Here is a 24117-nt window from a genome sequence, read left to right on the forward strand (position 1 = left end):
TATTTTTATAAAATCAAATTATCCATTTTAGTTTTTCCATAAACCATTAGAAATGCCTCTGCTACCTAGACGTTTTGAACGTCTAAAATCAGTACTAAATAAAAGAATTTCTGATCTCACAGTCTTAATTGAAAATGTCGAAAAGCCTCACAATCTTTCAGCGATAATAAGAAGCTGTGATGCTGTTGGTGTTCTTGAGGCATATGCAATCTTCAACAAAGAAAAATTTTTAACCTTTAATAGCACCGCTCAAGGCAGTCAAAAATGGGTCAAAATAAACCAATATAAAGAGACCGCCGAAGCAATAAAAGTTCTTAAAAATAAAGGTTTTAAATTGTATGGTACGAACTTGAATCCTAGGTCAATTGACTACAGAAAATGTGATTTTACTGGACCAACTGCATTTATCTTAGGTGCTGAAAAATGGGGTATTAGTGAAGAGGCTTCAAGTCTAGTAGATGAGCATATACATATTCCAATGAGAGGAATGGTTGAATCTTTGAATGTGTCAGTTGCAGCATCGGCATTATTATTTGAAGCGTTAAGGCAACGTCAAGTAGCCAATATAATTCCTGAATCAGGAGAAGGTATGAGTCAAGAAACATACAAAGCAAAGATCTTCGAGTGGGCTTACCCTGATGTTGCTAAATGGTGCAAAAACGAAGGCAAAGAATATCCAGAACTTAATGAAAAAGGTGAAATTATCGACGATCTTCCAAGATCAAAAAAGATGAGATATTAAATTCCAAATCTCAATTAGGATCTAATCCTGCAGGCTAGTTTCACTTATAAGTTTCTCTAAGCCTTCTCCAATAAACGATAGTCCCAACACTAAAACGAACATAGCCATGCCAGGATAGATAGCTGTCCACCAGATACCAGTAGGTAAGGCAACTAATGCCATATTCAAATCACTTCCCCATTCTGGAATATTCTCAGGAAGACCTAGTCCAAGAAAGCCCAACCCCCCAAGAACTAATACAGCATCTGCAGCATTAAGTGTTAAGACTACAGGGACAGAGGTAAGAACATTTTTCAGAAGATACTTTCTTATCACCCACAATGGAGAAGCTCCCATTGATATGGCTGCCTCAATATAAAGTTCTGATTTAACCTGTGAAGTCTGGTTTCTAACAAGTCGAAAATATTGAGGAATATAAACTACACACAATGCTATTGAAGCATTCAATATGCCTCTCCCCAATAAAAATGCCATTACCACAGACAGAAGTAGGACAGGGATGGTATAAAGCGTATCCATGAGAAGAACCAAAACCCTATCCAAAAGCCCACCAATGTAGCCACTTAAAAGTCCCAAAGGAATTCCCACCACAACAGCAAGGGATACGGCTACAAAAACCACCTGTAAGGCAACTCCACTCGCAGCCAAAGTCCTAATACACACATCTCTTCCTAGTCGATCTGTTCCACACCAGTGATCTATGGATGGAGCTGAAAGAATCGGATTCCCCAAGCCAAATTCACCATTAGGTACAATCTTTAAAGATATTATTAATGGCATAAAAATAGAAATACCTATATACACGGATAGAATCATCAGACCGGCAAACAATAATCGTGTCGACAAATTCTTTCCTCTTAAAAAATCTCTTATATTCAATGATCAAATAATAAAACCTAATTAAATTTAGCTTTAAAAGGTAGAAAATAAAAAAAAAATTGCTTAAATAAAGGAATACATACAATTCAAGATGAACTTAAAGAATGATGGTCTCACCGTTGGTGAGCTCTCAATAACCATTGCAGCATTAATAATTATAGGTTTTATATGGACAAACATCACCAAAGACAATGCTAATCAGGAAGTCTCAGTTTTTATAAATAATTCAGGCACAATAAGCTATCCAAAACAATCATAAATTTTAAAAATATATATTAATCATTATTTAATTTCAGGACGGCCATAAAAGCCTCTTGGGGAACATCGACTTTCCCCATAGACTTCATCCGTTTTTTTCCTTTTGCCTGTTTCTTCAACAATTTCTTTTTTCTAGAAATATCTCCCCCATAGCACTTGGACAACACATCTTTTCGTAATGCACTAATACCTTCACTTGCAATAATTCGACTCCCAATAGAAGCCTGTAAAGGAATCTTAAATTGTTGTTTTGGAATAAGTTCTTTTAATTTCTCAACAAGTCCTTTCCCTACACCATAAGCATTATCTTTATGAACAATTGTCGTTAAAGGGTCTGCTCGCTCTGAATTAATTAAAACGTCTAATCTGACTAAATCATTTTCTCTATAACCTATCAAGTGATATTCCATAGAAGCATATCCCTTAGTTCTACTTTTCATCTGGTCAAAGAAGTCGGTGACAACTTCCGCTAGAGGTATTTCATAAATAAGAGTAACTCGATCAGTCGTTATGTACTTCATATCAATAAAGTCACCTCTTCTGTCCTGACAAAGTCCCATCAAAGTTCCGTTGTAATCATTAGGAGCATATATTTCCATTCGGACGTAGGGTTCTTCTATAGTTTCACGTTTTTGAGGGTCTGGAAGTGTAGCTGGATTATCGATCATCAAAACTTCTCCATCAGTCATTTTTACTTTATAAATAACTGATGGTGCAGTAACAATTAAATCCAAATCATATTCGCGCTCTAAACGCTCTTGAACAATTTCCATATGCAGTAAGCCTAAGAATCCACAACGGAAGCCAAATCCCATTGCACTACTTGTTTCAGGTTCATATTTCAATGCAGCATCGGATAACTGTAATTTATCTAGAGCCTCTCTGAGATCTGGATATTGATCTGCATCAGTGGGGAACAAACCACAAAAAACCATTGGTTTGGCTTCGGTATATCCTGGCAAAGCTTCTTCAGCAGGTCTATCCTGCAATGTGATCGTATCCCCTACTCTTGCATCAGCAACTGCCTTGATTGATGCAGCTAAATATCCAACTTCACCTGCATGAAGAGAATTTACTTTTACTTGATCAGGAGCCATAACACCTATTTCATCTAGCTCATAATTTTTTTTACTAGCCATAAGTAAAATCTTGTCTTTCTTGCTTATGCCACCACTCATGATTCTGAAATAAACAATCACCCCTCTATAAGGGTCATAATAAGAATCAAAGATAAGTGCTTTTGTAGCTTGATCAGCATTATCTGCAGGAGAAGGTATTCTATCTACTACTGCTTGCAGTATTTCTGGAATACCAACCCCTGTTTTAGCAGAACAGGAAATTGCCTTAGATGTATCCAAACCAATAATTGACTCAATCTCATTTTTGATTTTTTCAGGATCAGCACCAGGTAAATCAACTTTATTGAGAACAGGAATAATCTCTAAATCATTTTCTAAGGCTAAATAAACATTGGCCAAAGTTTGAGCTTCTACTCCCTGACTAGCATCAACAACCAGCAAGGCACCTTCACAAGCCTGCAATGATCTACTCACCTCATAAGAAAAGTCAACATGGCCAGGAGTATCAATCAGATTCAAGACATATTCCTCTCCATCATCAGCTTTATAATTCATCCGAGCAGCCTGTAATTTTATAGTTATCCCCCTCTCTCTCTCAAGATCCATGTTGTCCAAGAATTGTTCTTGCATGTCTCTAGAGGAGACTGTGCCAGTGTCCTGTAGAAGCCTATCTGCCAAGGTTGATTTGCCATGGTCAATATGCGCAATAATGCAGAAGTTTCTCAGGTGAGAAATGGGCACATTAGTCATTCGGAAGCAATTAAAACAACAAGATCTCTATTTATCAATTCAACTCTGAATAAATATTAAATATAACTCACCAGTACTAAAGTTTTAAATTAATTTAAGCAAGAAATCGTTTCTTTTGCGAATTGCCAAAAGTGCATCTTGATTTGAATTAATATCTATCCCGATACTAGGAAAAAGCTCTAACATTTTATTCTTCCATTTACTTGATTTCATTTTTTCATGACAGCAGCGGTTTAAAACTTCGATCATGATTGATACTGCTGTGCTTGCACCCGGAGAAGCTCCAAGCAAAGCAGCTAAGGATCCATCCGATGAAGTCACAACTTCTGTCCCCATCTTCAAAACACCACCTTTAGGAGTTTGCTTGATGATTTGAACACGCTGTCCTGCAATAGAAAGTTTCCAATCATCAGGTGAAGCCAAAGGAAGGAATCTTTTTAAAGTTTCTATTCGATCCTCATTTGTTTGTATTAATTGATTTAATAAATATTTCCCTAAATCAATATTTCCTAATCCTGCTTGCAACATAGAGAAAAGATTAGTTGTTTTGATGGATCTGAATAAATCCAATTTTGATCCATATTTTAAAAAATTTGAACTAAATCCTGCAAAAGGGCCAAACAAAAGAGACCTTTTCCCATCTATCCATCGCGTGTCTAAGTGTGGAACAGACATAGGTGGTGCTCCGACTGCTGCGTTTCCATAAACCTTTGCATTATGTGTTTTTGTTAATTTTTCCTCTTCACAAATCAACCATTTACCGCTGACTGGAAAACCTGCATATGACAATCCTTCTGGAATTCCTGATTTTTGCAAAAGAGTTAAAGCTCCTCCTCCTGCCCCAAGGAAAACAAACTTTGATCTAACAATTCTATTTTTTTTTGCTCCTGCTTCTAAAGATAAATACCAATCTCCTTCTGTATCTTGTTGAAGATTTTCAACATTAGTAGAGTAGTTAATCTCAATAGATTTTGCTCCTTCAATTTGATTGATATATGAGCGAGTTAAATTACCAAAATCAATATCAGTTCCTCTTTTAATTCTTGTCGCTGCAATCTTTTCACTCTTTTGCCGACCATCCATAATCAATGGAATCCAATCTTTTAATTCATCATGATCCTTGGTGAATTCCATTTGAGCAAAAGCGGCATGAGAGCCAAGCTCAGAAAACCTTTTTTTAAGCAAAGAAATATCTTTATCTCCAAAAACTAAGCTGATATGTGGCAACTTATTTAAAAAAGTTTCTGGTATCAATTTCCCTTTTTCTACCAATGATGCCCAAAACTCTAAGCTTTGCTCAAAGGATTTATTTATTTCAAAAGCTTTGGTAGCACACATGGATCCATCGTCTTGGATTGGAGTGTAATTAAGCTCACAGTTGGCCGCATGTCCTGTTCCAGCATTATTCTTAGCGCAGCTACTTTCTAAACCAGCAGAAGATAATCTTTCAACAACCAGCAACCGTAAATCCGGCTCAAGCTCATGCAGAAGTACTGCAAGAGTTGAGCTCATGATTCCTGCACCTACTAATATTGCGTCATAAGTATTTTCTGAATCTAAGGTACTTTTAGTAAACAAAATCTTTATCAAGATTACATACAGACTATCCTGCAATTAACTAAGCTAAGCAAAATTAAATTAAGTAAGCCGAAATGAGCGACGAAACTCTTGCACTGACGACAGAAAACGTTGAAAAGGTTCTTGATGAATTAAGACCATTTCTCATGGCTGACGGAGGGAATGTAGAGATAGCTGAAATAGATGGACCAATCGTAAAAGTTAGACTTCAAGGGGCATGCGGAAGTTGCCCAAGCAGCACTATGACACTAAAAATGGGTATTGAAAGAAAACTAAGGGAAATGATTCCAGAGGTTAGCGAAGTGATACAAGTTTTATAAATTGACTTCCTAATTAACCTTTATTATTCAATTTAGAGAACTTAATTCCCTTTTGATTGCCGATTTATAATCAAGACAATCTAAAGGGAGACCATTATAAATGAGATAACCGATTGGAGCTATTAAACCAACTGTAAAAATAAGATTAGAAACTGCTAAGCCTATGTTACTCAGAAAAAAAGTTATTCCATATATCCCTAAAAGATAAAAATGCAGAATCAAAAACTCCTTAGTATTTTGAACGGGCCATCTAAAGATAGAACCTAAGAAAAACAAAACACCTTTCATTACTCTTAATTATAGTTGAATGATCATACATAATCTTTAATCATTTTCATTGATAAATATGTATCTAAAGATGAAAAATGATGTATCAATTAATTTTTGAATTTTGATTTATTAAGAGAATATTCTTTTTTAAGTTTTCTCATTCTTCTTGCCCATATCAGTGTAGCAATAACAACCCATAAAAAGAAGCCACCCAAAGCAAAAAGGCTAGCGGTATAATTCATAAGGGAAAGACTTTTAAAAAGTTAGAATCGAAGTCTTTTGAAGCCAAAATATACCTGTCACTATTGATAATCCTCCAATTGATCTCATCAAGAAAGGATAAAACATTTTATTTGCTTTACTCGTTGCAAAAGATATACCTAAAACAACGCATCCCATTGCAAAGACTGATCCAAGTAAATATGCAAATAAATAAGCCATCGCTCCAAGCAAAGGCAATGCCAATGCAGGAATAACTGCAACCAAATGGCTAGCTCCAGCGAAACCGTGCAAAACTCCTAATCCCGTTGCAGCATGAGTATGACTTCTGTGAAGTTTATTTCCAGGTGAATGGAAATGAAAATGTTTATGAGGCATTTCTTCTCCATGCATATGCTGATGCATGTGAATATTTACTTTTAAGGAAGTCTTAATAGCCAGGGCACCCACGATCAAAAGGCTTATACCAACAAGAAACTCTGCATAAGAAGACATTAAATCAATATTGATTAAGTCCTTTGCCAAAATCCCTAATATTGAGAGGATTAAAACCCCTGCTGAGTGTCCAATCCCCCAGGCCAAACCGTCGATTAAAGCTACTCGAGGTTTTTGTATAGATGAAGGAGCCATTGCAATCATGTGATCAGCTCCACTGACTACATGCACTGCCCCAGCAGCAAATCCGGTTAATGTACTTATCAACATGAGAATTGATAAGATGAATCTTCTTTCATGAAATAGATATTCTCTTCATCCAAAACAAACAATTTCTCTAACCTTGATTGTTTAATATTACATCCCAGTAGTTTAAATATCCTGTTGACAAAATTTTAATTTTTACGAAATTTGATCCTTTTGAAGTTTTCCAGACATTTCATAGGCCTCTGAACTTCCACCATGTCCATGAGCAATACCTAGTTCATGCATTTTTGCGTGTTCATCAATAGTATCTCTGAGCTCTTTTGAGCCTGACCCAAATGTTGAGTAAATACCATAAGCTACTGAACCAGCTAGTAAAACAACTATTCCCCCTATCAGCATCAATAAAGTTGGATCAGTAGTTGAAGTTTCCATTTGTATCGATAATTTTCAAGATTGTACTGTATGAATCCAAGCATCGAGAGCTACAAATGGAAACTAATTAAATTGGCCTAATATAATCTTTGATTTCATTAATAAAAAAGTCAAAAAACATACATGGATAAATGATTTTCAAATAATAAATAATTTAGAAAATAATTGATAATAAATAATAGACAATTATTTAATTTCTATGCATGAAATCAATTTATTATGCAGTCAAAGTATTAACATGTAAATTTTAAAGAGTAGAATTGTAAGCTAAAAGACCGAAGAAACCCAATATCAAAAGGATGCTAGCAATCCTGCTAAAAGTTATAGGGCCAAAATCAATTTTCATATTAAGACGTAATTTGATATTGCATATTAATGTAAAAAACCACAAAAAGTGAAACAGTTAAAATAAAACGCAATTCAAAAATCCAACAGAAATGTCATTTTCACTAATTTGCCCTATGGAAGCAAAATCAAATCACTCTTCACTCTTCTGGTTGTTAACTTTCAAATGATGCTCATAAGAATCAATATCTTTCTCACTTTTCTTTATTTGCCCATCAAACATAACCACCCATTCTTGAGCTTTGATTTTTTGCTCTTTTTTGATATTCATAAACCAATCAAAAAGTTAACAGACATCATACTTTAATGACCTGTTCTTTGATTTAAAATTGCTCAATATTATGATTAAAAAATGGTAGACGTTAAGGTTCACATAATCAAAAGACATATTCAAATTGGTAAGTTTGCAAAAAAAAGATATTCTTAGTTACCACAACTAAAAGATAAAAGATATGTCGCCAATATTTCTCAAAGACGATATGCCCGCTCTACAAAATAAAGACTATTTTAATTATGGGGGCCAGGGTCCACTGCCAACTCAATCATTAAATGCAATAACTTCGAGTTGGAAAACGATTCAAAGCCTAGGTCCATTCACAAATAATGTCTGGCCATACATTACTAAAGAAGTCATAACTACAAAAAACCTTATAGCCGAGATTTGTGATATTCATCCTAAGAGAATAGCCTTTACTGAAAATGTCACCTCGGGATGTATTTTGCCTTTATTAGGACTTCCATTTGCTGATGGTGAAAATTTATTACTTAGCGATTGTGAGCATCCAGGAATAGTTGCAGCATGTAAAGAATTAGCTCGAAAAAAGAATCTGACAATTTCAATACTACCCGTATCAAAATTATGCGATGGTAATGACAAAAAAGATGAGACGTATAAATCAGTACTTAAATTGATAGATGACTACCTACAAAAAAACACAAAGCTTGTTGTTCTCTCGCATCTCCTTTGGAATACTGGACAAATCATGCCAATTGAACTTATTTCCAAAAAACTTAAAGAGCATTCAAGTAAACCTTATTTATTAGTTGATGCTGCTCAAAGTTTTTGTCACATCCCAATTAAAGGTGCTTGTGACAATGCAGATATCTATGCGTTTACAGGACATAAATGGGCTTACGGGCCAGAGGGACTTGGAGCTGTTGCTCTTTCAACAAGAATTCTAGAAGAATCAAGCCCAACATTAATTGGTTGGAAAAGCTTAAAAGTTGAAGAAGGAATATATGTCAACAACAAAACTCCTTTTCACTCTGATGGAAGACGTTTTGAGATAGCGACTTCATGTGTCCCTCTTTTAGCTGGTCTCAGGAGCTCCCTGATAATGCTAAACAATGAAGGAGACGAGACTGAACGATTTTGTAAGATTAAAAGCCTCAGCTCTTTACTATGGGAGCAACTAAACCAAATAAAAAATATTGAACTTGTTTTAAGTAGTCCTCCACCTTCTGGAATTGTGAGTTTTACTATTAATGGATTCACTTCTCCTGAAGAGGTCGTCAACCATCTTGGACAAGAGAATTTATGGATTAGAGTTCTCGAAGATCCCAAATGGCTTCGAGCTTGCGTTCATATCACTACAGATTTAAACGAAGTCGATAATCTTGTTATTGGTCTAAAAAATTTCATCTCGACTAAAGAGTCTATATAAAAGTCTTTTTTACAGATAGTGCTTTTCTCGCTTGTTCACGATCATCAAAATATATTGTCTGATATTTTAGAATTTGATAATCCTCATGACCTTTCCCTGCGATTAAAACAACGTCATTTTGCATGGCTATTGTTATAGCCAGTTGAATTGCTGTTGACCTCTCTGGCTCAACAGTAACTTCAGAATCAGAAGTTATACCTTTTGCAATATCTTTAATAATTTCGCTTGGATCTTCTTGCCGAGGGTTATCAGATGTCACAACTACATAGTCTGCTAACTTAGCAGCAACTTCTCCCATCTTAGATCTTTTTCCTTTATCTCTATTACCACCACACCCAAAGACACAAATTAATTTTTTTTTCGTCAATGATCTCGATGCGATTAAAGCATTTTGCAAACCATCCGGTGTATGCGCATAATCTACTATTACTAGTGGATAGCCGTCTTTAACTTTAAATCCATCCATATTTATCATTTGCATTCTCCCTGGCACTCCAGGGAACTTTTTTAACGCGGCCAAAAGATCTTTTAAGGGAAATCCTCTTTGGACCAGGATACCTACTGCTTGCAAGATATTCATCAAATTAAAATCACCTATTAGTGGTGAAAAAAAGTTTTCAGACCCAAAGGGAGTATGAAATTTTGCCTTATACCCATCTTGCATAATTTGAAGATTACTAATATATAAATCTGGTTTCTCTCTAGTTTGAGAGTTCTCTTTTAATGAGCATGTCCAACATTTTTGGTTTAACTCTTTTGCTAATAATCCACCCCATTTATCATCTATATTGACAACTGACCTAGGGCGATCATCTTCTATTAAATGTGATCGGAACAAACTAGCTTTAGCCTCAAAATAAGATTCCATTGAATCGTGATAATCTAAATGGTCTCTTGAAAGGTTTGTAAATATTGCTCCACTAAAATCACAACCAGCAACTCTATTCTGAGATAAAGCATGTGAGCTTACTTCCATTGCTGCATATTCAACTCCTGCCTGAACAGCTTTACTAAGTTGTGCCTGTAAAGGGACAGCAAAAGTAGTTGTATATTTTGAAGTTTCCTCATGGTTAGGCCATCGATTAATTAATGTTCCAAACAAGGCGGATGGATATCCAAGCGAAGCAGTCAAAAATTCAATTAAAAAAGATATAGTCGTTTTACCATTAGTACCTGTGACACCTATCAAACAAATCTCACTAGATGGCTTCCCCCAAAAATCTGCAGCCAATTTGCCCAAAAATAGTGATACGGGGTCCGGGATTATAATCACGGGGTCTTCATTAGTTGGTGGATTCAAAAGAGAAGCATTTTTACTAATAATGGCCGCACAAGCACCGCTCTCAATTGCTTTTGCCCAAAAAGTCCCTCCATCAACTTTCTCACCGTCTAAACCTAAGAACAAATCACCTTTTTGGACTTCCCTAGAATCACATGAAAGATTTTTTATCTCTGGATTTACTAACCCTGGAGGAACTACAACGTTAATTGCTTTCAATAAAGTGTGTAGATAACGCGACAAAACAAACCTCTGATGATGAAAAATCAATGAAGGATCATTTCAAGTATAAAAAGATTTGCATGATTTTCACCACAAAATAAATCTACGTACGATTCAGTAATTAATAAGAATTTCAGAAATTAAAAAAATTAAATTATGTTTTTCTCTTTGAGATCAAAAAGTAATTAAATAATAAAAGGAAATGATTATTTAATTAAGATGTTTTGTACAAAATATTCAAATTCTTTTGTATCCAATAAAAAAGCATATCTTCCTTTAAACGTGGAGAAACCCGAGGTAATTCAATCTTCTTTAACAAGAGATTGGAGTCAAGAACTATTACTGGAACTTCGTTTGTATACTTCATTTTAATATCTAAAGACAATTTTTCGCTATCTATGTTGACAATGGAAAGTACAATAGAAGGTTTTAATTTTTTCAAACATATATTAGACAATTTTTTTTCAAGTGCTTGACATAAACAGCACCCTTTACGTGTATATAAAATCAATACCTCTGAGTTCATTTTTCTGGAACTGGATCACACCCACAAGGAGTAAAAGGATGACATTTGCTTAATCTTTTCAAAGTCAGCCAACCACCTCTCCAAGGGCCATGCTTAGCAACGGCTTCTATCCCATAAGCACTGCAACTAGGGATAAATCGACAACTCGGTCCAAATAATGGCGAAATCCACTTCTGATAAAAAGAAATTAAACCAACAAAAATAAATGCAATGGCTTTATTGATCTTTGTAAGCATCTTTAGATAGAATAATGAACTGGTAAATAAAGGGCTGATGGATTTACTTCCAGATTACCCTTACCAGTAAACATTTTCTAAATTAAACCCTTATGTCTAGATACCGCGGACCTCGATTGAGGATCACGCGACGCTTGGGAGACCTACCTGGTCTCACCCGGAAGGCCGCAAAAAGGTCTCATCCCCCAGGTCAGCACGGCCAAGCCCGTCGCAAGCGCTCTGAATATGCGATCCGACTCGAAGAAAAGCAAAAACTTCGATTCAACTATGGTATTTCTGAACGCCAGCTTGTTCGCTATGTAAAAAAAGCTCGTGCTCAGGAAGGTTCCACAGGAACAAATCTCTTAAAGCTTCTGGAAAACAGGCTTGATAATGTGTGTTTTAGACTTGGCTTTGGACCTACCATCCCAGGTGCAAGACAGCTGGTAAACCATGGACATGTAACTGTTAATGGCAGGATCACTGACATTGCAAGTTACCAATGCAAGGCTGGAGATGTAATTGCTATTAGAGATAACAAAGCTAGTAAGCAATTGGCACAAGCCAACTTAGAATTCCCAGGTCTTGCGAATGTTCCTCCACACCTTGAGCTTGATAAAACTAAACTCTCGGCAAAGATATCTGCAAAGACAGATAGGGAATGGGTTGCTATTGAAATCAATGAATTGCTAGTTGTTGAGTATTACTCAAGGAAGGTATAGGGCTACAAATAGCTTATTTCTCATTAAATTTAATTATGGAGCCCCTTTTTTCAGGGGCTTTTCCATGTTTTTCTATAGCCTATAGAAAAACAACTCAAAGGATATGGGATCAATAAAAAAAGACAAGGAGTTCAGCACTGGATTAAACACAAGAGTCATTCATCACAAAGAAAATTTTTCTGAAGAGACCGGATCAATAATGCCTCCTATCTTCCCAACCTCAACTTTCGTCCATGGCAATGAGGGCGGCTTTGACTACACTCGTTCAGGAAATCCAAATTTTCGAATTCTTGAATCAGTTTTGTCTGATCTGGAAGAATGTCAGTTTGCAAGTGTATTTAGTTCTGGAGTAGCTGCAATTACAGCAATAGTCTCCTCACTTAAGTCTGGAGACTTAATCCTTTGTGAGGAGAACCTTTATGGGTGTACGGTAAGATTATTTGAACAAGTTTTTAATCGTTTTGGATTAAAAACTCAATGGATAGACTTTACCAAGCCCGATTTCCAAGAAGTCATTTCAAATCACAAACCCGCGATGATTTGGATCGAAAGTCCGACCAACCCACTTCTTAAAATTATTGATATTGAGGGAATTTGCCATTTCTCAAATAAAATGCAAATTCCTGTTGTTGTAGACAATACTTTTGCGACACCTATATTACAAAGACCTCTTAAACTTGGAGCGACCTTATCCTTAACTAGCACGACCAAATATATCAATGGTCACTCAGATGCACTGGGAGGTGCGGTATGCACCGAGAGTGCTATATGGAAAGACAAGCTAAATTTCGCCCAAAAAGCTCTTGGCTTAAATCCTTCTCCTTTTGATTGCTGGCTGATTACTAGGGGAATAAAAACTCTTCCACTTCGCTTAGAAAGGCAAATAAATAATGCATCTAAAATAGCCAATCAATTAGCCGAGGATCCAGCAATAAAATCAGTTCGTTATCCCTTTAGGAGTGATCATCCACAATGGGAATTAGCTCAACGACAAATGTCTATGGGTGGAGCAATTGTTACAGCCACAGTTAACGCAACCCAAGCCCAAACTTATTCATTTTGCAAAAGTCTTCATTACTTCAAAATGGCAGAAAGTCTCGGAGGAATTGAAAGCCTTGTTTGCCATCCAGCAACAATGACACATGCTTCAGTTTCAAAAGAAACAAAATTAAAGATTGGTATTACTGATTCACTTATTCGATTTTCTGTCGGATGTGAAGATATTGGGGACTTAAGTGCTGATTTAAATCAAGCATTGGGAAAGATCTCTTGACTGAAAGAAATTTACTAAATGATCCTTGCTGGAGTGCTAAAGACTTAGGAGAGCCTCTCCCAAGTCGGCCACATGCCGTATCTGTTGCATTGCCTAGATGGAAAGATGTAATCGACTACGAAGAGAAGGCTCCATCCTGTATAAATTCATTAAAAGCAATTTACCCTAGATTTGGGTTTCATCCGTTTGTTGCTGAGGTAGCTCGAAAATCACTTGCGTTTCATGGAGAATCACATCAAAGTAGCTGGCCTTATCCCAATAGAGCTTCTGCATTGAGTGCACAACAATATTGTCATCGAAAATGTTCGGATTGTTCTTCAAAAATAAAAGATTTTCTTGGTATTTCCTGTCTAATTGTTGACCAAAGGAGTTCCCCTTCAGCAAAAGCCTTCTGGCAACACACTGGTCTTGGATTGTCGTCACGTGAAGCGGCAATTGTTCTAGGGAGAGAGAAAAGACCCTCGACCTCGGATGGTCATCGTGCTCGAGACGAACTTCTTAATCGTTTAGCAAATATATACGATTGTCATAGCAGTCTAATACGACTACACCGCTCAGGCATGGCTGCCTTAACGACTATTCTTTCAGGGATATATTGTATTAAAGGGACGTCTTCGACGCTTCAAATAGGCTTCCCATATGTTGATGTACTCAAACTACCTCAGATTATTTTCCAAGGGAGTGATCTCATTGTACAAACAAAATTAAGTCATATAAAAAAAGAGATCGACAAAAAGAATCCAGCTGCGTTAATCATAGAAATACCAAGCAACCCTTTATTACGATGTATTGACCTCATATCTGTTTCAAAATTAGCCAAAGATAAAAATATCCCTGTCATTGTTGACGATACAATCGGTTCATCTATAAATGTTCACTTAACTCCTTACGCAGATGTCATTTTTAGTTCTCTTACAAAAAGTTTTGCTGGAAGAGGAGATATTCTTGCTGGCAGTTCTGTCATTAGCCCATACTCTAAATGGAAAAAAGAATTAACTGAGATAATTCCTAAAGTTGCATTATCTACACTATCTGATTCAGATGCTATAGAGCTGGAGTTAACTAGTAGAGACGTAAAGGATCGCTTAAAAAGGTTAAATACATCTTGCTTAAAGCTGAAAGAAAAATTAGAAACAAAAAAAGAAGTTTCAAAGATTTTACATCCTCAACATTGTAAAAATTTTAATTCGCTATTAAAGGAAGGAGGTGGTTATGGATGTCTATTATCTTTTGAACTTAAAGGGGGGATTGAAGAATCAAAAAGGGTTTATGATTCATTAAGAGTAAACAAAGGACCAAGTTTAGGTACAAATTTTACATTAGTTTGTCCATATGTTCAGTTGGCTCACTTTAAAGAATTGAAATGGGCTGACAGTTGTGGCGTCTCAGAACACTTATTAAGAGTATCAGTAGGGCTAGAAAATGAAGATGAATTATGGTCAAGATTTAATTCAGCAATATAAAAAAATCACTAATAAAGATTATCTAAATAACCAATTACCGAGATTCTTATATAGATTTAGAGTATTAGTTAATTAAGTCATTAAAAAAATGTCCAGAATCTATGAAGACAATAGTTTTGCTATTGGTCATACACCATTAGTTAAGCTTAATTCGATTACAAAAAATGCAAAAGCAACAGTACTTGCAAAGATAGAAGGCCGTAACCCTGCCTACAGCGTCAAATGTAGAATTGGAGCGAATATGATCTGGGATGCTGAGAAGAAAGGTTTACTCAATAAAGATAAAGTCATTATTGAACCAACATCTGGAAATACTGGAATAGCCCTTGCTTATACAGCTGCTGCTCGAGGTTACAAGTTAATCCTCACAATGCCTGAGTCCATGTCAATTGAACGTCGGAGAATGATGGCCGTTCTTGGTGCTGAATTAATACTTACTGAAGCAGCGAAAGGAATGCCTGGCGCCATAGCGAAAGCGAAGGAAATAGCAGATGGCGACCCTCAAAAATACTTCATGCCAGGACAATTTGATAATCCAGCTAATCCAGAAATACATTTCAAAACAACAGGTCCTGAAATTTGGGATGATAGCGATGGTCAAATTGATGTTTTAGTCTCTGGCGTCGGGACCGGTGGCACAATAACAGGTGTTTCTCGTTTCATAAAGCAAGAAAAAAATCATTCATTATTATCTGTTGCCGTAGAGCCCACTCATAGCCCAGTAATAACACAAACTCTCAATGGAGAAGAAGTAAAACCAGGACCTCACAAAATTCAAGGCATTGGGGCTGGTTTTATTCCTAAGAATCTTGACTTATCCGTAGTAGATCAGGTTGAGCAAGTCTCTAATGATGAGTCTATTGCAATGGCATTGCGCTTAGCACAAGAAGAAGGTCTACTAGTTGGTATATCATGTGGTGCTGCTGCCGCTGTAGCTGTAAGACTGGCCGAAAAAGAAGAGTTCTCGGGAAAGACAATCGTTGTAGTTCTACCTGACCTTGCCGAAAGATATATCTCATCCGTAATGTTTGAGAATGTTCCTACAGGCGTTATTAAAGAACCATCATTAGCTTGACTTTTGAGTTTATATAACTGACTCCGGTGTTATCAACATCGCGTCTCCATAAGAAAAAAATCGATATTTGTTATAAATAGCATGCTTATAAAGTTTCAACATACGTTTTCGGCCAATTAGAGCGCTAACTAAAAGTAATAGAGAACTTTTAGGTAAGTGGAAATTAGTGAGCAATCCATCAATGACGGAAAATTTAAATCCTGGTTTAATTACCAAATCCACTTTACCTTCATACGGCTTCAAAGTTCCTCTTCCTGAAAGGTAAGCAGCCTCAAGGGCTCTCACACTTGTAGTGCCAACAGCAAAAACTTTCCCCCCATCCTCCTTACAATTAATTATCGCTTTGATGGTCTCTTCAGTAACCTCTATCCACTCACTATGTAAATGCAACTGAGATAGATCTTCTTTCTCTAATGGTCTAAAAGTTCCTAAGCCGACATGCAAAGTAATTTGAGTAATTTTAATACCTCTCGTTTTTAAATTTTCTATAAGTTCATCACTTAGATGTAAGCCCGCTGTGGGAGCAGCTATGGCTCCTGGTTTCGAAGCAAATCTAGTCTGATAGCTTTCCTCATGACCACTAGATTTGTCCTTATCTATATATGGAGGCAATGGGACTTCTCCACATAAATCAAGTAATTTTTCCATTTCCGTCCAACTAGTAAACTCATTTGAAAATTGAATAATTCTTCCGCCTGTTCTCTCATCTTTATCAATAACTTTCAAGATTAAAGAATTATCTGGTGACGTATGCAACCACAATTGATCACCTCCTCTCATACGCCTAGCAGGACGACCAAGACAAAGCCATCGGCCATCACCCCTCGGTTCCATTAGCAATAATTCACCTGTCCCTCCTCCTGACAATCGAATTTTCAATCTTGCTTTAACAACTCGCGTATTATTAACAACTAAAAGATCACCAGTTTTCAAGATATCCTTTATGTCCCATACCTTTGCATGCACAAGGTTTAAAGAATCATCGAGGCCATCTTTAACAATCATCAATTTAGCATCATGCCTACTCTTGGTAGGTGATTGAGCAATTAAGTCATTTGGCAAATCATAGTTATATGAGCTTAAAAGATTATCTTTTTGATCTAACACATCAAATGAGATTAAAGTAAGAAAAAATCAATTGTAGCTCAACTAATTAAATCTCAAGACGAGAGGCTATAAGGGTTCTTTTCGATTAAATATGCCAAATCCTTCAGGAATAGTGCTCCATCAGCTCCATATATCACTCTGTGATCAGCGGTAAGATTTACTTGCATCTGTTTTTTGATTGAAATCGAACCATCTTTAGACGCAACAACTTTAGACAATGAAGCTCCTACCGCTAAAATTGCTCCAGTCCCTGGGGGCAGAATTGCATCAAAACGATCCACACCAAACATACCTAGATTCGAGAGTGTAAACGTTCCACTGCTATATTCTTGCGGTTCTAATTGCTTATTCCTCGCACGCTTAACAAGATCAGCCCATTGTAGGGATAAATCAGCAAGGCTCGTCTTATCAGCATTTTGCAGCACTGGAGTTATCAACCCTCCGTCCTCCATCGCAACTGCAACGGCTACATTTATTTGTGAAGGATAGGCAATCCCCTCAGAACTAAAAGCTGCATTCACCTGGGGGTGTCTAGCCAGGGTTAAGCCAACTGCTTTAGCAAGTAAAGCAGTCATAGTTACTCCATTAGGTTTAACTTGTTTATAAAGATCATCCAATTCATCAGTAAGAATTGAATATCCGACTCTGAAACAAGGAGTATTTAAACTTTCCTCCATGTTCCGATTTACAGCTTGTTGAAGAGTATTGAATGCAATTGTTTCTCCTCTAGATCCAAAACTTTTCCCTGGAGCAGGTGGCTTACCAGAGTCAACAGATTTTTTTTCTATGCGAGGCACGTCAGAAACGATTTTCGCTGGAGCATTACTTTCTGCAATCCAAGGAACGCTTATAGGTTGCCCTTTTGCACTTTGAACATCCTCAGCTTGTATTCGTCCATGAGGTCCTGAGCCCCTAACAGTTGCCAAATCCACTCCCATTTGAGAAGCAAGTTTTTTAGCTCTTGGGGAAGCGACTATTCGACCATCATTTAAAAACTGATCCTGATTTACAGAGGATTCCGAAACAAGAGGTGCAGGAGATGCCTTTGTAACTACTGTTGCTTTAGGAGAGTCAACAGAGGCTTGTTTTTCTTGAACTTGAGGCGATGAACTCTCTTTTTCTTGAGGACCTGATTGAGGGGAAGGAGAAGGTGCATTTGCTTGAGCCGCAGCGATCTCATCTGCTGTCTCAACGATCAATCCAATTGTCTCTCCAACAGGTGCAGAGCTGCCTGCAGGCATCACAATCGAAGCAAGAAAGCCATCTTGGAAAGACTCAACATCCATATCAGCTTTATCTGACTCAACAACTAAAACTGACTCACCTCTTTCAACTTTATCTCCAGGTTTTTTTAGCCACTCAACTATTTTGCCCTCAGTCATAGTTGAACTTAAAGCAGGCATAAAGATGTCATAAGTGGCCATAATTTGTTCCTATTTCCTTTATGGAGAGTTTGTGGCAAGGCTTCAAAATTTTCTATCTAGAAGCTTTGCAAGTATCAATACATACCAATGTTAGTTCTACATGAGTTTCCTTACAACGATAGGTTTTTTTATGTGGATTTCTTCTTAATATCAAAAATTATTTTTGGATTAATATTAGTTCGACCAAATTTCAATCTTGATCAATTGCCTCTACTACGCCATCTCTGACCAAAATACTCACACCCATTTTACTGACTAAGTTATCACCAACTTTTAAATCACAAAAGCTGTCAATTTGTCCTTGCTCGACGATTTGTTCCATCTCCAACTCACGAACTTGAGATTGCTGTGACAGAAGATTTCTTTTTTGTTCTTCAAATTCTGATCTCTTCGAAGCAACTTGGTTCTGAACTTGAGCGACTTGCTCTTGAACTCTTGGGTCAAGGGGATTAGAGCTTTGACGTCTAATACCATCAACAATTTGTTGTCCTTCTTTTTCTAATTCACCAAGTTGCTGATCTATTGCTGATATTGCATTACTTAATTCACGCTCAGCCTCCTCTTTCCATGAAGGTGTTACAACTGCTCTGACAGTTATTGAACGTTTTATAGAAATTGAGTCCACCTGATCAATAAATCATGATTCGACCCATAGAGTCTCAGTAAAAGATAGTATTGGTCAATTTAATTGGCCAAACAAACAAATTACAATCCATATATTTCATTTATAAGTTTCAAATCACGTTGGATAATTTTTTCACGTTTTTGCTTAAGAGTTTGCGTTAACAAGCCATTTTCTATTGTAAATGGCTCTACCAAGGCAATTGAAAATAATCTCTCTTCTCTTCTAGATCCGAGACGATTTGCTAGTGCTTGATTCATTTCCAATTTTAGAGATTGTCTTAATTCATAATTTTCAGGAGATAATCCAAGAACAACTTTTGAATTCACACCCCTCTCTGCCAGCCATTCTTTTACGTGATCAATTCTTGGAACAATCAAAGCAGCAAGATATTTTTGATCTTGACCCAATAGCAAAGCCTGCTCAATCAATGGACTAGCAATCAAACATTCCTCCAAAGGTCCAGGCTCAATATTTTCTCCACTACTTAGCACAATCGTATCTTTTGCTCTTCCAGTGAGGATTAAGGATCCATCAGAAAGCAACATCCCTAAATCTCCAGTATTAAACCAACCGGTAGCATCTAAAACCTTCTTCGATTCAGATCGTTTCCCTAAATAACCAGACATTATTTGAGGACCACGCGCAAGAACCAAACCTTTTTGACGCAGTTTTTTTATTTGGAATGTTTCAGGATCTACTATTTTTATCTCAGTCTGTGGCAATGGTTGACCCGCACCCCCACGTATATTTCTCCAAGGCCTTCTACATGTGAGGACTGGACTAGTTTCTGTTAAGCCATAACCAACTAATAATTCAACACCTAAAGCTTCAAAGAAAGAATCAATATGCGGAGCAATTGCACCTCCACCACTAATTGGGAATCTCAATTTTCCTCCACAAATCTTGGTAAGGATTTTTGGCCATAAATAAATAGAGGAAATTCTATGAATGGGGTACCGTAAAATAATCTCTATACAAGAGATTATTTGTTCAAAACTAGAAACACTCTGAATAGTTAAAAAATAAAGTTTTCTTCGTGCCAATTTATATGCCTTACTATTAGAAATCGCACTTTTTATCAAGGTCTTTCTCAGCCTCGGCATTTTATCAACAGCATCCTCAAACCCTAACTTTATTGACTCCCAAAGCCTTGGAACTGTTGCCATTACTATTGGCTTAACCCTTGGCAAATCTTCCTTAAGATGCCTAATTGATGTATAGGTTTGAGTACAACCACAAGAAAAAAAATAATATTCTGCACTACGTTCATATGAATGCCAAATTGGTAATACACTTAATACAGGCGCACCTGGAGAAGGGTTCGCTACGCAAGCTAGAGACCTGATTTGATGTAATAAATTAGAATGTGTTAGTGGAACTCCTTTAGGTTTACCAGTCGTTCCAGAAGTATATAAAATGGTTGCTATTCTTTTTGGTTGCTTATCAATTATTTTCTCCTGTTTACTTACATTTTCTATATTCAATCCTTTCTTCAAAAAAGTCTCCCATTCAAAAACGCCTTCACAAGCTTTACCCTCCAGTTGAAGAACAAATTTCAAATTATTTATTTGATCATCATTAAGCGAAAGTCTTTCCCATACATCGGAGTTTTGAACAATCAATCCAACCGCATTTGAGTCTTCAAGAATATATTTAAGTTCACTTGGTGGAGCAGTCGCACCTCTAACAGAATCTGTTGCACCTATTCGCATAAGACCTTGATCTGCGATGAGCCATCTAGGACTATTTTCGGCAAAAAGAGCGACCACCTCATCAGGTTCTACTCCGACCTGAGAAAAAGCAGATGCTGCCATTGAAATATTTTCTGCAAGTTCTTCATATGTAAAGCTTTCTGGGTGGAAAGTATGTGGTGAATCAACCGCCAATACCTCCCCTAACTGAACTTTTAATAGTTCCCAAATCTCGTCGACTTGAGTGATCTTATTAAGATGAGATCTTCTATTAATTGCTTGTTCCTCTTTCCTATTAGGGATCCAAAAAGCCAAAGCATCCTCAGAAGAAAATATATTTTTTTGTGAGTTAGTTTTTGTCATAGCCAAAAAATAATTTGTTATTTTTTTAGTGATATTTAAAGAGGTTGATTTATTTTTTCCCAGTTCAATTTAAAACGTCTTTTAACAGATTCCCTTAAAAGAGGCGTAACGTCACAGACTTTGATGCCAGGTATCCAATCACTCAATTTCCCTACTTTCACTTTATCTAGTCCACACGGAATTATCTTTTCAAAACCAATTAGATCACAATCTACATTTAGTGAAAATCCATGCTGAGTTACCCATCTCTTACAACCAATTCCTATTGAACCAACCTTTTTATCTTCACACCAAACTCCTGTTAAGCCATCTACCCTCTTCCCCTCTATTCCCAACAAGTCAAGAACATCAATCAGCACTTGCTCCAATTCTCTCAAATACCAAGATAAGTCTTTTTTGTGAAGATTTAAATTTAGAACCAGATATCCAACGATCTGCCCAGGCATGTGATGCGTAACTTCACCTCCTCTCTCAATACTAAAAACTGGCAAAGGAGAATTATTTTCTTCAAATAATAAATTTTTTTTGTCGCTACCTCTACCTATTGTGAAACAAGAAAAATGTTCAAGAAACCATACTGCTTGTGGTGAGAACGGTTCCTCAATAAGGCTTTTCTGAAAATCCTTCTGCCAACCTAACGCAGTCTCAAATGGCACAATTTTTTTAGGTTCAAAAAGAAAAGCGGAAGAAGATTGTGCAAGTTGAGGGGTTAGATCTAAGTTGCTATTAGGCACTGATTCAGGCGAAACAGAATGAAGCTTCTTATTCATGGACGCAATCTTGAATTAACTCCATCACTTCGTGATTACACCAAAACAAAAATTGATAAAGCAACTCACAATTTCCAAGAAATGGTACAAGAGGCTGATGTCCACCTCTCAGTCGCTCGAAATCCTCGCGTGCCACAACAGACAGCTGAGGTGACTGTTTTTGCAAATGGAACAGTGATAAGAGCCCAAGAAAGAAGTGAAAATCTTTATGCAAGCATTGATTTAGTAGCAAATAAACTTGCACGACAATTACGTAAGTACAAAGAGCGACATAACAGTCATAATGTACATAATACTCAGTCAACGAAATCAGTCCAAAACGAAGAAACTCAAAATTATTCTTCCTCAGATCATTCACTCATTGAAGGTAAAGAACCACATCTACCTAGCCCAGGAGTAAGGCGCAAATATTTTGAAATGGACCCTATGACAATTGAGCAAGCAAGAGTCCAATTAGACCTGATTGATCATGACTTCTATTTATTTAGAGAGGGAAATGGGTCAGCTTTACGAGTCATCTACAAGAGAAATCACGGAGGATATGGCGTAATCCAAGAAAAAATATAGATACTAGTCAAATGAGTAAACACAGCTTGGAAGAAGCACATGCCAAAATTTCTAATGTAATTTATCAAGCAGTCCTAAATCCTCATTTCAATAAAGAAATGATTCTCCAGGTTTGTGATGCATCCAAGCAAAGTGGCTTCGCAGGCTTATGCACTAGTCTTACAACTCTACCAATTGCACGTGAAAGGTTAGGGAGCAAAAGTAATACAAAATTGATCTCAGTAATTGCCTTTCCTTTTGGCTTCATCCCAACTTCTAATAAACAAAAAGAAGCCGAGTATGCAATAGAGAAAGGAGCAGAAGAGTTAGATCTTGTTCCAAATTATTTTGCATTAAAAGAAGGAAATATAGAACTTTTTGCTGAAGAAATAAATCAAATAAGTGAACTAGGTATTCCAGTAAGAGTAATAATTGATGCAAATATACTCTTCAACTCATCAAAACTTTCTATGGCAATAGATGCTGTAATTGATGCAGGCGCAATTGGAATTCAAATAGGTAATGGTTTTGGTCCATCTGTCTCAAAGGAGCAAACCAATCATGTCTCTAAAATTGTTAAAAATCGCTGCTCAATTAAAACTGTCGGAGGAATTAAAACTTTTGATCAAGCAATTGAACACATTGAAGCAGGGTCAACATATATTGGAACAAGTTTTGGTTTTGAAATCACCCAAGGACAAAAGGAAAAGGAGTAATGAATTCAAATCAGAGGATGAAAGGATTGTCTTTAAAAGTTGGACCCCTAGGCGAAAATGACAGGCTTTTAACCATACTTAGTGAAGAAAATGGAATATCTCGTCTTGCAATACCAGGGGCAAGAAAACCAAAAAGTAGACTAGGAGCAACATCACCTTTTAATTTTTTAGATTTACACATAGTCGGGAAAAAAAATCTTAGGCGAGTTACGCAAATAAAGATTATTAAGAGTTATGGAAACCTTGGAAAAAGCATCGAAACACTCTCAGCAGCACAAGCAATTTCAGAGCTAATTATGATTATGGTTGGGAATGAAGACCCGCAACAAGATTTACTTAAACTGGTTTTAATACATTTAAATAGATTAGATGAATTACATAAAAAAGAATTTGATTCATTAGAAGCTTTAGCTATAAGCGTTCAATCGTGTATTCATTTATTGGCTTTAGGCGGATATTGCTTACCACTTCAAAACTGTTGTCATTCTGGCTTCAAACTTATACCCCCTATTGGAGAATGGAGCTGGAGGTGTAGCTTTATTCCTGAAGAAGGTTTTGCAATTGGGACAATGCCTAATGCACGCACTGAGCTGAATCCATCTGAACTTGCTTTACTTCAAAGACTTTTACTTGAAAAAGTACCTTCCCACAGAAATGGAAAATTATTAGGTCCTAAAAATGTCTGGTTAAAGCTGCTGGAAATTGTTGAAACCTGGGTTGAAACTCATTTACAAAGAAGAATTACTTCTCTTCAAATGATGAGAGAGATAATAATTACTAATGATCTAAATAAATAAGTAAAACAATATATTGGGAAAAAATTAATAGTTAAGAATTTTTATTTATAAATTAATTAACTATTACAATAGTTTGAGAAGAAATTTAGGCTAACTGCTAGTTTGAAATACCGGTTTTTTTAGAG

The 24117-nt window shown here is 36.5% G+C and carries 26 protein-coding genes; 11 read left to right on the forward strand and 15 right to left on the reverse strand.

Features of this window, described 5'->3' with window-relative positions; all coding sequences use genetic code 11:
* Positions 1–52: 52 nt before the first annotated feature.
* Positions 53–742, forward strand: coding sequence for a tRNA (guanosine(18)-2'-O)-methyltransferase TrmH (trmH, locus tag SIB75_RS08715; protein ID WP_413682879.1), 690 nt, complete (start codon positions 53–55; stop codon positions 740–742).
* Positions 743–763: 21 nt separating this feature from the next.
* On the opposite strand, the gene SIB75_RS08720 is transcribed toward trmH, so the two are convergent.
* Positions 764–1522: an ABC transporter permease gene (locus SIB75_RS08720; RefSeq protein WP_413682881.1), complete on the reverse strand. Its 759-nt coding sequence runs from the start codon at positions 1520–1522 to the stop codon at positions 764–766.
* 190 nt (positions 1523–1712) lie between these two features.
* Between SIB75_RS08720 and SIB75_RS08725 the strand changes: the two genes are divergently transcribed.
* Positions 1713–1880: a hypothetical protein gene (locus tag SIB75_RS08725; protein WP_413682884.1), complete on the forward strand. Its 168-nt coding sequence runs from the start codon at positions 1713–1715 to the stop codon at positions 1878–1880.
* A gap of 16 nt (positions 1881–1896) precedes the next feature.
* Here the strand turns inward: SIB75_RS08725 and lepA are convergent, their stop codons facing one another.
* Positions 1897–3708: a translation elongation factor 4 gene (gene lepA, locus SIB75_RS08730; protein WP_413682886.1), complete on the reverse strand. Its 1812-nt coding sequence runs from the start codon at positions 3706–3708 to the stop codon at positions 1897–1899.
* 84 nt (positions 3709–3792) lie between these two features.
* On the reverse strand, positions 3793–5286 hold the full coding sequence (locus SIB75_RS08735) for a malate:quinone oxidoreductase (RefSeq protein ID WP_413682887.1): 1494 nt from the start codon (positions 5284–5286) through the stop codon (positions 3793–3795).
* A 74-nt stretch (positions 5287–5360) separates the two neighbouring features.
* Here SIB75_RS08735 and SIB75_RS08740 point away from each other — a divergent pair, with 74 nt between their 5' ends.
* The gene (locus SIB75_RS08740; protein ID WP_011294385.1) at positions 5361–5606 is read left to right on the forward strand and encodes a NifU family protein; all 246 of its coding nucleotides are present in this window, start codon (positions 5361–5363) and stop codon (positions 5604–5606) included.
* A gap of 377 nt (positions 5607–5983) precedes the next feature.
* Here the strand turns inward: SIB75_RS08740 and SIB75_RS08745 are convergent, their stop codons facing one another.
* The 4 genes from SIB75_RS08745 to SIB75_RS08760 form a co-directional block, all read right to left on the reverse strand.
* A complete protein-coding gene (locus SIB75_RS08745) occupies positions 5984–6118 on the reverse strand; it encodes a hypothetical protein (RefSeq protein ID WP_011294987.1) in 135 nt (44 codons plus the stop codon).
* A 13-nt stretch (positions 6119–6131) separates the two neighbouring features.
* Entirely contained in the window at positions 6132–6800 is a 669-nt protein-coding gene (locus SIB75_RS08750) for a hydantoin utilization protein A (RefSeq protein ID WP_413682888.1), read from the reverse strand.
* 132 nt (positions 6801–6932) lie between these two features.
* Positions 6933–7169, reverse strand: a complete 237-nt coding sequence (gene psbN, locus SIB75_RS08755; protein ID WP_413389938.1) for a photosystem II reaction center protein PsbN — start codon at positions 7167–7169, stop codon at positions 6933–6935.
* 478 nt (positions 7170–7647) lie between these two features.
* Positions 7648–7785 carry a hypothetical protein gene (locus SIB75_RS08760; protein WP_413682890.1) on the reverse strand — a complete coding sequence of 46 codons (138 nt, stop codon included), beginning with the start codon at positions 7783–7785 and terminating at the stop codon, positions 7648–7650.
* Between the two features lie 181 nt (positions 7786–7966).
* Here SIB75_RS08760 and SIB75_RS08765 point away from each other — a divergent pair, with 181 nt between their 5' ends.
* A complete protein-coding gene (locus SIB75_RS08765; protein WP_413682891.1) occupies positions 7967–9178 on the forward strand; it encodes an aminotransferase class V-fold PLP-dependent enzyme in 1212 nt (403 codons plus the stop codon).
* Here SIB75_RS08765 and SIB75_RS08770 read toward each other — a convergent pair.
* The 3 genes from SIB75_RS08770 to yidD form a co-directional block, all read right to left on the reverse strand.
* Complete coding sequence (locus tag SIB75_RS08770; RefSeq protein ID WP_413682893.1) at positions 9171–10700, reverse strand: UDP-N-acetylmuramoyl-L-alanyl-D-glutamate--2,6-diaminopimelate ligase; 1530 nt, start codon at positions 10698–10700, stop codon at positions 9171–9173. The two genes, SIB75_RS08765 and SIB75_RS08770, sit on opposite strands and share 8 nt — an antisense overlap.
* Before the next feature lie 193 nt (positions 10701–10893).
* Positions 10894–11205, reverse strand: a complete 312-nt coding sequence (locus SIB75_RS08775) for a glutaredoxin family protein (RefSeq protein ID WP_413682894.1) — start codon at positions 11203–11205, stop codon at positions 10894–10896.
* Positions 11202–11441: a membrane protein insertion efficiency factor YidD gene (gene yidD, locus SIB75_RS08780; protein WP_413682895.1), complete on the reverse strand. Its 240-nt coding sequence runs from the start codon at positions 11439–11441 to the stop codon at positions 11202–11204. The genes SIB75_RS08775 and yidD overlap by 4 nt, the downstream gene beginning before the upstream one ends.
* 92 nt (positions 11442–11533) lie before the next feature.
* On the opposite strand from yidD, the gene rpsD reads away from it, so the two are divergent.
* The 4 genes from rpsD to cysK all read left to right on the forward strand — a co-directional run bounded on the left by rpsD (position 11534) and on the right by cysK (position 15953).
* Entirely contained in the window at positions 11534–12142 is a 609-nt protein-coding gene (gene rpsD / locus SIB75_RS08785; protein WP_413677393.1) for a 30S ribosomal protein S4, read from the forward strand.
* A gap of 103 nt (positions 12143–12245) precedes the next feature.
* The gene (locus SIB75_RS08790) at positions 12246–13415 is read left to right on the forward strand and encodes a trans-sulfuration enzyme family protein (RefSeq protein ID WP_413682897.1); all 1170 of its coding nucleotides are present in this window, start codon (positions 12246–12248) and stop codon (positions 13413–13415) included.
* The gene (locus SIB75_RS08795; RefSeq protein WP_413682898.1) at positions 13412–14878 is read left to right on the forward strand and encodes a PLP-dependent transferase; all 1467 of its coding nucleotides are present in this window, start codon (positions 13412–13414) and stop codon (positions 14876–14878) included. The genes SIB75_RS08790 and SIB75_RS08795 overlap by 4 nt, the downstream gene beginning before the upstream one ends.
* Positions 14879–14966: 88 nt before the next feature.
* Positions 14967–15953, forward strand: a complete 987-nt coding sequence (cysK, locus tag SIB75_RS08800; protein ID WP_413682900.1) for a cysteine synthase A — start codon at positions 14967–14969, stop codon at positions 15951–15953.
* Positions 15954–15962: 9 nt separating this feature from the next.
* Here cysK and queA read toward each other — a convergent pair whose 3' ends face one another.
* The 5 genes from queA to lipB form a co-directional block, all read right to left on the reverse strand.
* On the reverse strand, positions 15963–17060 hold the full coding sequence (gene queA, locus SIB75_RS08805) for a tRNA preQ1(34) S-adenosylmethionine ribosyltransferase-isomerase QueA (RefSeq protein WP_413682902.1): 1098 nt from the start codon (positions 17058–17060) through the stop codon (positions 15963–15965).
* A gap of 53 nt (positions 17061–17113) precedes the next feature.
* Positions 17114–18484 (reverse strand): dihydrolipoamide acetyltransferase family protein, encoded by a 1371-nt coding sequence (locus tag SIB75_RS08810; RefSeq protein WP_413682904.1) that lies wholly within the window; start codon positions 18482–18484, stop codon positions 17114–17116.
* 190 nt (positions 18485–18674) lie between these two features.
* The gene (locus SIB75_RS08815; protein WP_011823206.1) at positions 18675–19109 is read right to left on the reverse strand and encodes a YlqD family protein; all 435 of its coding nucleotides are present in this window, start codon (positions 19107–19109) and stop codon (positions 18675–18677) included.
* An 80-nt stretch (positions 19110–19189) separates the two neighbouring features.
* Positions 19190–21163: an AMP-binding protein gene (locus SIB75_RS08820; RefSeq protein ID WP_413682905.1), complete on the reverse strand. Its 1974-nt coding sequence runs from the start codon at positions 21161–21163 to the stop codon at positions 19190–19192.
* A 35-nt stretch (positions 21164–21198) separates the two neighbouring features.
* Positions 21199–21933 (reverse strand): lipoyl(octanoyl) transferase LipB, encoded by a 735-nt coding sequence (gene lipB / locus SIB75_RS08825; RefSeq protein ID WP_413682907.1) that lies wholly within the window; start codon positions 21931–21933, stop codon positions 21199–21201.
* On the opposite strand from lipB, the gene hpf reads away from it, so the two are divergent.
* The 3 genes from hpf to recO are packed head-to-tail and all read left to right on the forward strand — an operon-like array spanning position 21916 to position 23992.
* Positions 21916–22500, forward strand: a complete 585-nt coding sequence (hpf, locus tag SIB75_RS08830; RefSeq protein ID WP_413682908.1) for a ribosome hibernation-promoting factor, HPF/YfiA family — start codon at positions 21916–21918, stop codon at positions 22498–22500. The genes lipB and hpf overlap by 18 nt on opposite strands.
* 11 nt (positions 22501–22511) lie before the next feature.
* The gene (deoC, locus tag SIB75_RS08835) at positions 22512–23195 is read left to right on the forward strand and encodes a deoxyribose-phosphate aldolase (RefSeq protein WP_413682910.1); all 684 of its coding nucleotides are present in this window, start codon (positions 22512–22514) and stop codon (positions 23193–23195) included.
* On the forward strand, positions 23195–23992 hold the full coding sequence (gene recO, locus SIB75_RS08840; RefSeq protein ID WP_413682912.1) for a DNA repair protein RecO: 798 nt from the start codon (positions 23195–23197) through the stop codon (positions 23990–23992). The genes deoC and recO overlap by 1 nt, the downstream gene beginning before the upstream one ends.
* Positions 23993–24117: the final 125 nt, after the last annotated feature.

This window comes from Prochlorococcus sp. MIT 1011, from assembly GCF_047305235.1.
Taxonomy (GTDB): Bacteria; Cyanobacteriota; Cyanobacteriia; order PCC-6307; family Cyanobiaceae; genus Prochlorococcus_B.

Coding starts and splice junctions, on each gene's coding strand:
- SIB75_RS08765 (WP_413682891.1), top strand. CDS start 7,967: ATGTCGCCAATATTTCTCAAAGACGATATGCCCGCTCTACAAAATAAA.
- SIB75_RS08750 (WP_413682888.1), bottom strand. CDS start 6,800: ATGTTGATAAGTACATTAACCGGATTTGCTGCTGGGGCAGTGCATGTA.
- SIB75_RS08740 (WP_011294385.1), top strand. CDS start 5,361: ATGAGCGACGAAACTCTTGCACTGACGACAGAAAACGTTGAAAAGGTT.
- SIB75_RS08745 (WP_011294987.1), bottom strand. CDS start 6,118: ATGAATTATACCGCTAGCCTTTTTGCTTTGGGTGGCTTCTTTTTATGG.
- SIB75_RS08790 (WP_413682897.1), top strand. CDS start 12,246: ATGGGATCAATAAAAAAAGACAAGGAGTTCAGCACTGGATTAAACACA.
- rpsD (WP_413677393.1), top strand. CDS start 11,534: ATGTCTAGATACCGCGGACCTCGATTGAGGATCACGCGACGCTTGGGA.
- lipB (WP_413682907.1), bottom strand. CDS start 21,933: ATGAATAAGAAGCTTCATTCTGTTTCGCCTGAATCAGTGCCTAATAGC.
- yidD (WP_413682895.1), bottom strand. CDS start 11,441: ATGCTTACAAAGATCAATAAAGCCATTGCATTTATTTTTGTTGGTTTA.
- SIB75_RS08720 (WP_413682881.1), bottom strand. CDS start 1,522: ATGCCATTAATAATATCTTTAAAGATTGTACCTAATGGTGAATTTGGC.
- hpf (WP_413682908.1), top strand. CDS start 21,916: ATGAAGCTTCTTATTCATGGACGCAATCTTGAATTAACTCCATCACTT.
- SIB75_RS08820 (WP_413682905.1), bottom strand. CDS start 21,163: ATGACAAAAACTAACTCACAAAAAAATATATTTTCTTCTGAGGATGCT.
- SIB75_RS08760 (WP_413682890.1), bottom strand. CDS start 7,785: ATGAATATCAAAAAAGAGCAAAAAATCAAAGCTCAAGAATGGGTGGTT.
- SIB75_RS08725 (WP_413682884.1), top strand. CDS start 1,713: ATGAACTTAAAGAATGATGGTCTCACCGTTGGTGAGCTCTCAATAACC.
- lepA (WP_413682886.1), bottom strand. CDS start 3,708: ATGACTAATGTGCCCATTTCTCACCTGAGAAACTTCTGCATTATTGCG.
- recO (WP_413682912.1), top strand. CDS start 23,195: ATGAATTCAAATCAGAGGATGAAAGGATTGTCTTTAAAAGTTGGACCC.
- psbN (WP_413389938.1), bottom strand. CDS start 7,169: ATGGAAACTTCAACTACTGATCCAACTTTATTGATGCTGATAGGGGGA.
- cysK (WP_413682900.1), top strand. CDS start 14,967: ATGTCCAGAATCTATGAAGACAATAGTTTTGCTATTGGTCATACACCA.
- SIB75_RS08810 (WP_413682904.1), bottom strand. CDS start 18,484: ATGGCCACTTATGACATCTTTATGCCTGCTTTAAGTTCAACTATGACT.
- deoC (WP_413682910.1), top strand. CDS start 22,512: ATGAGTAAACACAGCTTGGAAGAAGCACATGCCAAAATTTCTAATGTA.
- SIB75_RS08775 (WP_413682894.1), bottom strand. CDS start 11,205: ATGAACTCAGAGGTATTGATTTTATATACACGTAAAGGGTGCTGTTTA.
- trmH (WP_413682879.1), top strand. CDS start 53: ATGCCTCTGCTACCTAGACGTTTTGAACGTCTAAAATCAGTACTAAAT.